Genomic DNA, 10,130 nt, shown 5'->3' on the forward strand with positions numbered 1-10,130 from the left:
ACGGTATTTTGCGTCGCTCCATTCTTACCAAGATCGGAATTTCAATTTTGTTTTCGTTCGTCTCGGTTCCGATGATCGTCGCAAACTGCAAAACCGCCGAAAGTAAGGGAGCCGCGTCCTCGATCGAAACCCCGAGATATCTTCGATTGAACTACGACGTGGTCTATGACACTTCCGAGGGAGTTACCCTCCACGATTCCGGGAAATTATTTGCGAGAGGTCTGTTCTACGACTTTACGATCAATTCTTCCGCGAATAAATTCGAAAGAATCAAGGCCTCGTCCTATACGGAAGACAACCAGATCGACTTCAAACATATCCTGACCGCGGACGAACTGAGTTCGCTTAAGAATCGGCAATATCAATATTTTTCCATGCCCAACGACTCAAGGGCCAGTGTTTTAACCGGAAATCACAACGGGCGCTGTTATATCCGTTGGGAATGGCAGAAAGAATCCTTCATTTTCGTCTTTGAAACCGACGCCAAAAACGATTCCGGCGAAAACCCGGCCCTTCTCGGAAAAGAATTTCATGAAAATATCCGTAAAGGACTCAGAATTTTTTAGTATTCTTGACCAATTCCGTACAGGTCCGTATTCTATCCTTGGCAAGGATCTGGTATGTGGTTGAAGCTGGGAGATTCTGAAATCATCAACCTGGATTATATATCCACGATCAAGAAGAACTCCTCTTCCAACGCGATCGAGATTATCTACAACGATCTCAACCATATCAAATCACTACCGTTTCGAAACCCGGAAGAAAGAGATAAGGCTTACGAAGCGATTCTCGAGAATCTTTCGCGAATGAAATTATTTTTTGAATAGAGAGGGAAGATGGAGTCGATCAAACAAAATCTGCAAACCGTATTTTCCCTAAAACCGTTCGAGGTCCTTTTTTACGGATCGAGACAGAGGGGAGATTTTCGGGATTCGTCCGATTTTAATTTTTTTCTTTTAGCCGATCCGAGCGATCAGTTGAAAAGTACGTTTCTACGCGAGATCAACGCGATCCTAAGTCCTTTGGAAGAAATCGCTCCGGTTCATCTCGTGACGGCGGACACGGATTCCTTCCTTGCAAGACTCAGAGTGTTTGAACCTTCCGCGACTCATATCTGCGAACTCGGAGAACCTTTTTTCGGAAAAGAATCCTTTCCCGGTCTCAGCCAAGAATGGAACAAACTCAAAGGCCAATCGATCGACTCCGTTGCGGCCGGCAAACATCTTAGAAAAAGATATCGTTTTTACAAAAGTATCTCCCCTCGCAGTACGAAGGAAGAAATCATGAGAATGGAAAGACTCGTGGCTCTTTATCTTCAAAACTGGATCTTCCGTGAAATCGAAGACCTAAGCTGGATCGAAATCGTTCACGCGGATATTCCTTCGAGATTGATTTCCATGGTTCGCGATCTATACTCTAAAGAAGCGACCGAAAATACTTTGGAAATTCTCAATCTATATGAGGAAATTCTAAAGTTAAAATCGGAGATCCGAAATCATCAGAATCCTTTCTCTGCGGAAAAATTCCAGACTCTCAAGGATACGATCCGTTTCGAAGAGAAGGAAATCAAAATTCTCAAACTGAATTACTGAAATCCGCGAGTTGACGGCGCGGTTTCAGGCAGACTTCGGATTCTCTTATCATCAGCCGAGAATCAGTTTCGTCTAACGTTTTGAGAAAAGATAATGGGAAACGATCCATTCTTCCCCGTTCTTGTATTTCCAAAGTTCGGCGCAGGCCATAAAGAACACCTTCCAATACACGAACCACTTGAGGGCCTGAGCGGGCCCGTATGTATCGGAGAAGATTCTCATCACCTCTTCGCTGTTTTTATACATTCCGTTCAACCAGGCCTCCGAAGTACGGGCGTAGTGATTTCCGTTGACGATCCATTGATCTTGGATCTGAAAATCCTTTTGAAAGTATAAAAACAAATCGTGGGAAGGCATCTGTCCGCCCGTAAAAAAATAACGGGACATCCAGTCCGTGTCGTCGATCACTTCGAACGCATACGGAAACCGGTTGTGTGTGAAGATATGAACGAAAAAAAGTCCATTCGGTTTTAAAAAGAATGAGAATCTCTCGAAAAGTTTTTCGTAGTTCTTCATGTGTTCAAGCATCTCTACGGAAACGAGTCGATCGAATTTCGTTGAGATCTTAAAGTCGTTCATGTCCGCGGTGAGGATCGTAAGATTTTTCAATCCCCTTTTTTTGGCTTGTTCGTCTATGTATTTTTTCTGGCTTTTCGAGTTGGAAACTCCCGTGATCTTCGACTTCGGAAAATTCTCAGCAAGATACAAGGACAAAGAACCCCAACCGCATCCGAGATCCAAAACGTTCATTCCGTTTTCAATTTTGGCCCTTTGACAGGTGATCTCCAACATTTTTCGTTCGGATTCGTCGAAGGATACGTTCGGAGTTTCCCAATAACCGGAACTGTATTTCATGTGTTTGCCCATCACGAGTTTGAAGAATTCGGCGGGAACCTCGTAGTGTTGTTCGTTCGCGGCCTTTGTATGAATCGCGATCGGGGATTTTTTCAGAGAATCTACGTAAGCGATTTTGTGTTTCTGATCGGCTTCGAGAGAACCCTTGTTTTCCTGTTTCAATCGATCGGCCAATAGACCTCGAATTCGCAAACGAATCAACCAATCGGGGAAAACGTCCTTTTCCATGAGATCATAGATCCAATTCACGGAAAACCTCCATTCTTACTTTTGAATATTATGCTTTTGGAAACCAAGGGAAGAATGCGTTCGTTCTCCGGATGTAATCCCGGTATAAATCCCCCTTCGACTTCAGTTGTCCGACCTCGTTTAAGGGAACTCCGGTCACTTTCGTAAGAAGAACGAACATGACGATCGGCGACAACAAACCGATCCAACCGTATGGAGATCCCAGGGAAAATATTCCGAACGCGACCCAGATCAACCATTCGAAAAAATAATTCGGATGTCTGGAATACTTCCACAACCCCGTGTCGCAAACTTTTCCCCGATTGTCCGGATTCTTTTTAAATTCGTTCAATTGTATATCTGCCCAAGATTCTCCGATTACGGATAACGTGAAAAGAATCAGCGCGGCGATTTCGAAATCGTTCGTGTTCGGGTTGTCGTTCAAATTCGGAAATACGAACGGCAGACTCAGAAGTACGGCGAGAATTCCTTGAAATTGAAAGATGTTCGTAAAAAATTTACGATCCACTTTATCGCCGTAATCCGCTCTGAATGCGGTATAACGCGCGTCCTCGTGTCCTTTGAATACTCGAGTGACCAAAATAAAATAAGAAAGTCTCCAACCCCAAAACGCGACGATCGCTGTGATCTGCGCCGTTCTCAACGAAAAACCGTCGCCTAACCAATAGTAAACGATAGCCGCGGTCGAGATACAAAGCCCCCAACCCACGTCCACAATCGAGTAGTTCTTCGATTTTTTCCCGATCCACCAGAGGAAGGTCATCAACACGAAGACGAATCCCCAAGCCGCAGACATCAGAGTTAAAGTTTGTATTATCAGATTCATAAGATTCCTTTTTGAATTTATTTTTTATTTTTGGAATCGAGCAAGGTTCCGGCCTTCCGTACGAACGGAAGAAGGATAAAGTAAAGAACCGTTGAAATTCCGGGAACCCAAACGAGCCAACCAAGAACTGCAAACCCCGCGACGTCGAAGATTCCTTTTGCAATTACGGAAACGTTGTCCACCGATATATTCTCCGCCCAACTTAGATCGAGTGAAACTCCCGTTACCGCAGAACCCGTTTTTAAAAACGGAAAGATCAAAAGAATCTGCAAAGGATACACGAGGTAGTTCGCCAATTGGATCGAAACCGGATTCAATCGAAGCAACACCCCTAAAATTCCGCAAAGGGTCATCGTAGTTCCGATCAAAGGAAACACTCCGACTCCCGCGCCTATGACGACGCTCAAGGAAATTTTCTCGGGAGTTATACCGGACCGAAGTTCCCTTTTGACGATATCGATCGCATTCTTCGGAGAAAAATGTTTTAGAAAATGGAAGATCGATCTTCCTTTCGAAGTCGGATGACGGTTCTCGGATTGAATCTCTTCTTTCACTGTGGGTTTCTTCTCGGATGATTTCAGACTAAAGCGTCAAGTTGTTCGGTCTTGTATAAACCGCTTGCACCACGCTGATATTCTTCATGGAAAACGCCGCCGCACAATACGAAAAGTAATATCTCCATTTCCGAATAAAAGATTCGTTGAAACCCATATCCCGAATCAACGCGATATTGGAATCGAATCCCTTCAACCAACTCATCAGAGTATGATCGTATTTTACGCCCATATCTTCCAAAGAATAAAGATGAAAATCTCCGGTACGATTGATTGCTTGATTGATCCTCGCGATCGAAGGCAAAAGAGAACCCGGAAAAATATGTTTCTGAATAAAGTCCACTCCCTTACGAAAGGATTGATATCTCGCATCGGGACTTGTGATGATCTGATGTACCATCAGTCCGTCCTTTTTCAATACTCGATTGCACATCGAAAAGAAATCTTCGAAGTATTCGTGACCGACCGCTTCGAGCATCTCGACGGTTACGAGTTTATCGTAGGTCCCCTCCACTTTGCGATAATCCGCCAGACGCACTTCGATCCGGTCCGATAACCTTTCTTTTCGGATTTTTTCGTTCGCATAACGGAACTGTTCGTTCGAAATCGTATAAGTCGTCACCTTACATCCGAAATTTTTCACGGCATACGTGGACAATCCCGCCCAACCCGTTCCGATTTCCAAAAGATGATCGTCCGGTTTGAGCCTCAGTTTTCTGCAAAGAATATCCAGTTTTTCTAATTGCGCTTTTTCTAATGATTCTTCCGTGTTTTTGAAATACGCACAGGAATAAGTCATGGTGGGATCGAGAAATTTTTCGTAAAAATCGTTCCCAAGGTCGTAGTGTTCCACGATGTTCTTTTTGCTTCCTCGAATCGAATTCTTTCGAAACAAATGCAGAAGTCTGCTTCCCAAATTCATCAAACTGAGATGTGCAAAACGATTTTTGCTTCCGCTAATCGAAGGAGAATCTTCGATATTATATATAAACCAAGATATGACAGCGCGAATATCATCCGTATCCCAATCCCCGTCCATATAAGATTCCGAAAAACCGAGATCTCCGTTGAGAACCGTCTTTTTAAAAAAGATCGGATTGTGTATATGAATGATCCCCTTGTGAAACTCGGGAGTAACGTCGCTTTCGGGATCTCCGAGATACGCTTTTTCCCCGTTTGGAAGAACCAAACGAATCGATCCTTTCTTCATCGGAGAAAGAGCCTTGAAGAAAATATTTTTGTAAAATTTGTAGGAATTGGATTCCGATGAAACCGCAAGCGCGGATTCGGGATCTTGAAACTTTAAGTCTGAATCATTGGTTCTTTCCAACGTGAACTCCTTTTTGCAAATCTATATTTTCGTTTTTTCTAATATACGGAAGACCTTTCAGATATAGTTTAAAGGCCTGCCAATGAATCAATACGATCACTTGAATCGTCACCAACGGATAAAAAAAGAACATACGGATCAGATTCGAATCGTTCCATTCCACCCTTCGTCCCGTATAAGTCGTCGTCATGACCGCCTCGCCGTCCTCCAAGGCGTCGATCCGAATGTTCAAAAATTCGTCCGCAGGTTTTAGGATGAATTCGAACTCGGATTTTAACCCGACAAAGGGAGAAACATAAAAGAATTTTCCGGTTTTCATTCGAAACGCTCCGTCCTTCCAGGTTTCCTTTCCGAGAAAGAACGGCTTTTGTTCTCCGAACGTGTTCCCTACTTCCGCGACCGCACACAAAGGAGAATTCCCTTCTCCGTAAAAAAAGTAGAATGAAACCGGATTGAAAACGTATCCGAGTATTCTTAGATTCGTAACAAGAATCGCCTTCGTTACGGGTTCGTTCATTCCGTTTTGTTTCAAATATTCTAATATGTTTTCCTTTACTCCGAGTTTACCGAAGTCGAGATGATCCTCGTCTACAAATCGAAAAAGCGCCTTCCGATTGTAAGCGAACCAGCGGGATCGCGCTCCGAGTTCCTTCAACTCGTCCAAATCGAGAGCGAATGTAAAGATTCCGTATCGAAAACGATTCCTTTTCGGGAAACGCCGATCGTGCATCACATTCGCGCGGTAAAGGCAGGAATTCAATTCCAAACCTTCCTGTTTAAAAGCGCTTCGCTTAACAATTTTGCGGACCAGAGTCCGTCCTCGTGAAATCCGTTTCTAAAATAACTTCCGCAAAAGAACACATTCCCTTCTTGATTGAGTTCTTGGAGTCTCGATTGCGCCTTCAAAGAACCGACGGTGAACAAGGGATGATCGTATTCAATTTCTCGAATGATCTTTTTACGATCCACCGTTCCGGGATCGTTGATAGAAACGTAATAATCCTTTTTTTCGGAAACCCCTTGCAGACAATTCATCCAATAGACTGTGGACGCTTTTGTTTCGTTTCCGATCCGTTCCATACGATAATTCCAAGAAGACCAAGCGAGTTTCATCTTCGGCATGGAAGAACCGTCCGTGTGTAAGGTAGCAATATTTTTCTGATACTTGAATTCTTTGAGAAGTCCCTTCTGCAAAGAACTCGGTTTGTTCAAAAGTTTTAAGGAAGTGTCCGCGTGTGTGGCGAGAATCACCTTATCAAAAAGAAAAGACTTTCCGTTTTTTATAACGACTCGAACTCTTTTTCCGGCCGTTTCGACGGACTTCACCTCGCTTTTAATATGGAAGCGATCCCGGATCGGTGCGGTGAGACGTTTTACATATTCCTTAGAGCCGCCGTCCACGGTATACCACTGATGTTGTGTATTTAGACCGAGAAATCCGTGGTTGAGAAAAAAACGCACCAAAGCAAACGCCGGAAATTCCAACATGCCGTCGTCCGAGGTGGACCAAACCGCCGAGCTCATCGGGACGAGATAGTAATCCAAAAGATCCCTGTGATAACCCGCCTCCCGTATGTATTCGTCCAAAGTATAATTTAGATATTTAGAATTTTCTAAAATAGAAGGTGCTTCTTTGTTGAATCGGTTGATATTGTACAACAATCTCAGGAACTTAAAATTGAAAAGGTTCCATTTCTGAGTAAATAGACCTCGAATTCCAGAACCGCAAAACTCCAAACGATCCGGAACGTGTTGAACGCTGAAGGACATGGACGATTTTTTAGTAGGCACCCGAAGTTCTTCGAACAATCTTTTCAGGTTCGGATACGTCGCGTGATTGAATACGATAAAACCCGTGTCGATCGGAATCGTTTCGTTTCCTTCCTTCACGTCGATCGTGTTGGTGTGACCTCCGATATAAGAGCCCTTCTCAAAGATCGTAAGATCGAAATCCTTTTGTAAAAAATGCGCGCAACCCATTCCGGAAATTCCGGTTCCGATGATCGCAAGAGTTTCTTTTTTCATTTGATTCTTTTTCAAGAAAGAATACCGCCCCTTTTCTTCGGTATTATAGACAGTGCGAAGCGGTTCGGATGTAAAAAAAATTTATATACAAGATCAGAATCGATTCGCTTGTAACTTGCGGAGATACAAGCAGTCGATTGGAAATAAATTTCTAGGCTTTGACGAAGAAAAACGCGAGAAGAATGTAACGAACGATCCGTAGAGTGAACACTACGACCACGAATAACCAAAGCCTTTGTCTAAAAAATCCGGAGAGAATCGTGATCGGATCCCCGATCACGGGAAGAAAAGACAACAGAAGAATCGGCCAACCCGAAGTTTCCATTCTTCGATAGAGTTTTTGAAACATCGGGGAAGAATCCAACTTGTTGTGAACGAACGTTTGCGAACCGTAACCGAGCGCGTAATTGAAGGAGCAAGCCGCGCAGTTTCCGATCGAAGCCCAAATCACCGCCTCATAAGGAGGAATCCCCGAGACAATCGCAAGACCCAAGGCGGCCTCCGAACTGAAAGGCAAAATCGTAGCCGCGGCAAAAGATAGAATCGCGAGACCCAACCCTCCGTACATCGGTATCAATTTGGAAAAAAATTCCCAAACGTTATTTTCCATCAAGATTTCCGCAGTGCATTGTTTAGTCGCATAATAGTTTCAAGTTCGTTTCCATCTTTTTCCGCAAAACAATTCTCGTCTTTGTTTTTTTGCGACATCACCCGATTGACTCGTTTTGAAACTGCAACGATACGACCCAAGTTAAGAACCAATCGTTTCCAAGGATCATTTAAATACGAATCACGATCCATACGTTTTCAAAAACTCTTTGTATCCGTTTGCCGGAGCGATACGGACAATTTTTTAAACTACTCCACAAAATCTGATTTTTTCGCACAGGTCCTCTTTTTTCAACCCGCTCGAACAGTTTCACATAACGTTCATGAATTGAATGCCTCGAGTAGATTCGAAATCGATTTCAGTTCGCAGTTTATCATTTGCATTCCCCATTCTTTGAAAAACGGGAAAGGTTACAAATTTCTAGAGGTCCTAGAGGCAACGAACCCAAAGGAGATTAGTTCATGAAAAAAGAATATTCCATTCTTTTAATAGGATTCGCTTGTTCACTCAGTCCGTTTTTTTCCGTGTCAGCGCAGGACGCTCAAGCGGAAAATAAACAATACGCGCCTTGGTCCTTGAAAATCGGAGGCGGGATGGGAGCCGTAAACGAAAGCGGAAAACCCGCCAATAAGGGAAAGGATAACAACTATCGAATCTCCGCGGAATACAATCCCCGTTATTTCGGATTCGAATTCGGATTAACACATAAGGTTTTTTCTTTGGATATCCCTCCCCGCTACGAACACACTTATCCGTTTCAAATCTTTCAAGCCGGTTATACAGGACCAAACCGAGACGTTGCCACAGCGGCCTTCTATGGAAGTCCTCAATATGGCAATCCTCTACGAGATAGAAAAGAATTCGAACTTACCTTCTTGGACATCGGACCCACGTTTCACATGAGACCGGGGAAAACATTCGATCCGTATCTTTCGATCGGAGCGGGAACAACCGGATTCGACAAGTTCGCCTCGTATCGGGGATTTGCGCGTCTGGGTTTTAAACTCAACTTCGATCGATTCTTTCTTTTTACGGAGGCGGAAGGCTCTTCGATCAACCGATTTTACAATCGGGACGTGAGAATCCACTACAACGACTATTCCGGTATGATCGGAGTCGGTTTTCATTTCGGAGGCGGGGACGATAACGTCAAAAAAGAGGAAAGTTCCACCGCGGGACTATCTTCGTTTTAAGGTTTCTTAAATTATAAATTTTGAATGTTTCGGTCGACGCGAAAATCCTCGCGTATTATCATAAGCCGACGAACTTCGCTTGCATCGCCTTGTGAATCTTCTCGGCTTCTTGACCGGCGCGCATCGCAAAATCGAGCCCATTCGACGCGAAATGAATTCCTCTCGAAGAGTTGATGAGAGAATGACGTCCGCAAACGGGAAAAAGATACTCGAGCTTGGCGCCTTGTGCGCCGAATCCAGGAATCAAAAAGATACGATCCGGATTTTGTCTTCTGAGAGTTTCCAATTCGGAAGGATTGGTCGCACCCACGACGAACCCGAGATTCAACGGGGAAATCGAATTGGAAACGTAAGCGACTTCTTCGTAAAGAGTTCTACCCGTTTCCGAAAATCGTTTCTTTTGAAATTGAGCCGAGTCCGGATTGGAAGTAAGACAAAGCCAGAATACGAGATGATCCTGATACTCCAGAAAAGGACGTAAAGAATCCAATCCCATATACGGAGAAAGAGTAAGGCTGTCCACTTGCAGATCTCCGAAATAATAACGGGCGTATTGTCTCGCTGTATTATCCAGATCCCCGCGTTTGATGTCCGCTACGATCGGAATCTGAGGATAATTGCTTTTGAGATGTCCGATCACTTTTTCGAACTGTCGAATTCCGGAAGAACCGAAAACCTCGAAGAATGCTATGTTCGGTTTGTATGCGACCGCATAGGGAGCAGTCGCGTCGATGATCTCTCTACAGAATTGAACGAGAGGTTCGGGACTTCGTTTAATAATTTCGGGAAGTTTGCAGTAGTCTGGATCGAGTCCGACACAAAGAAGGGATTTGAGAGATTGGCTCCGGGTTAGGAACTTACTTTGAAAATTCATCGTTCCACCCCCGGATAAAAGA

The 10,130-nt window shown here is 43.9% G+C and carries 11 protein-coding genes and 1 pseudogene; 4 read left to right on the top strand and 8 right to left on the bottom strand.

Going from position 1 to position 10,130, the window contains the following annotated elements; translation table 11 throughout:
- Nucleotides 1-86: 86 nt before the first annotated feature.
- From CH367_RS20345 to CH367_RS20355, 3 genes and pseudogenes are all read left to right on the top strand, one after another.
- Nucleotides 87-566 (top strand): annotated as a pseudogene (locus tag CH367_RS20345) (hypothetical protein); the annotation flags it as partial.
- Between the two features lie 54 nt (nt 567-620).
- On the top strand, nt 621-827 hold the full coding sequence (locus CH367_RS20350) for a hypothetical protein (RefSeq protein ID WP_100764340.1): 207 nt from the start codon (nt 621-623) through the stop codon (nt 825-827).
- Nucleotides 828-836: 9 nt separating this feature from the next.
- Nucleotides 837-1,592, top strand: a complete 756-nt coding sequence (locus CH367_RS20355; RefSeq protein ID WP_100764341.1) for a hypothetical protein — start codon at nt 837-839, stop codon at nt 1,590-1,592.
- Nucleotides 1,593-1,664: 72 nt separating this feature from the next.
- Here CH367_RS20355 and CH367_RS20360 read toward each other — a convergent pair whose 3' ends face one another.
- The 7 genes from CH367_RS20360 to CH367_RS20390 all read right to left on the bottom strand — a co-directional run bounded on the left by CH367_RS20360 (nt 1,665) and on the right by CH367_RS20390 (nt 8,041).
- The gene (locus tag CH367_RS20360; RefSeq protein WP_100764342.1) at nt 1,665-2,696 is read right to left on the bottom strand and encodes an SAM-dependent methyltransferase; all 1,032 of its coding nucleotides are present in this window, start codon (nt 2,694-2,696) and stop codon (nt 1,665-1,667) included.
- 28 nt (nt 2,697-2,724) lie between these two features.
- Nucleotides 2,725-3,516: a DUF1295 domain-containing protein gene (locus tag CH367_RS20365; protein ID WP_100764365.1), complete on the bottom strand. Its 792-nt coding sequence runs from the start codon at nt 3,514-3,516 to the stop codon at nt 2,725-2,727.
- A gap of 23 nt (nt 3,517-3,539) precedes the next feature.
- Nucleotides 3,540-4,022: a DUF2062 domain-containing protein gene (locus tag CH367_RS20370; protein WP_100764366.1), complete on the bottom strand. Its 483-nt coding sequence runs from the start codon at nt 4,020-4,022 to the stop codon at nt 3,540-3,542.
- A gap of 82 nt (nt 4,023-4,104) precedes the next feature.
- Nucleotides 4,105-5,406 (bottom strand): SAM-dependent methyltransferase, encoded by a 1,302-nt coding sequence (locus CH367_RS20375; RefSeq protein WP_100764343.1) that lies wholly within the window; start codon nt 5,404-5,406, stop codon nt 4,105-4,107.
- Nucleotides 5,390-6,166, bottom strand: a complete 777-nt coding sequence (locus CH367_RS20380; protein WP_100764368.1) for a DUF1365 domain-containing protein — start codon at nt 6,164-6,166, stop codon at nt 5,390-5,392. Before CH367_RS20380 ends, CH367_RS20375 begins: the two co-directional genes overlap by 17 nt.
- Nucleotides 6,163-7,431 (bottom strand): NAD(P)/FAD-dependent oxidoreductase, encoded by a 1,269-nt coding sequence (locus tag CH367_RS20385; RefSeq protein WP_100764367.1) that lies wholly within the window; start codon nt 7,429-7,431, stop codon nt 6,163-6,165. The genes CH367_RS20380 and CH367_RS20385 overlap by 4 nt, the downstream gene beginning before the upstream one ends.
- Nucleotides 7,432-7,582: 151 nt before the next feature.
- Nucleotides 7,583-8,041 carry a YqaA family protein gene (locus CH367_RS20390; RefSeq protein WP_100764344.1) on the bottom strand — a complete coding sequence of 153 codons (459 nt, stop codon included), beginning with the start codon at nt 8,039-8,041 and terminating at the stop codon, nt 7,583-7,585.
- 461 nt (nt 8,042-8,502) lie between these two features.
- On the opposite strand from CH367_RS20390, the gene CH367_RS20400 reads away from it, so the two are divergent.
- Nucleotides 8,503-9,234, top strand: coding sequence for a hypothetical protein (locus CH367_RS20400; RefSeq protein ID WP_100764346.1), 732 nt, complete (start codon nt 8,503-8,505; stop codon nt 9,232-9,234).
- A 58-nt stretch (nt 9,235-9,292) separates the two neighbouring features.
- Here CH367_RS20400 and pyrF read toward each other — a convergent pair whose 3' ends face one another.
- Nucleotides 9,293-10,108: an orotidine-5'-phosphate decarboxylase gene (pyrF, locus tag CH367_RS20405; RefSeq protein ID WP_100764347.1), complete on the bottom strand. Its 816-nt coding sequence runs from the start codon at nt 10,106-10,108 to the stop codon at nt 9,293-9,295.
- Between the last annotated feature and the right edge of the window lie 22 nt (nt 10,109-10,130).

Source organism: Leptospira barantonii (assembly GCF_002811925.1).
GTDB lineage: Bacteria > Spirochaetota > Leptospiria > Leptospirales > Leptospiraceae > Leptospira > Leptospira barantonii.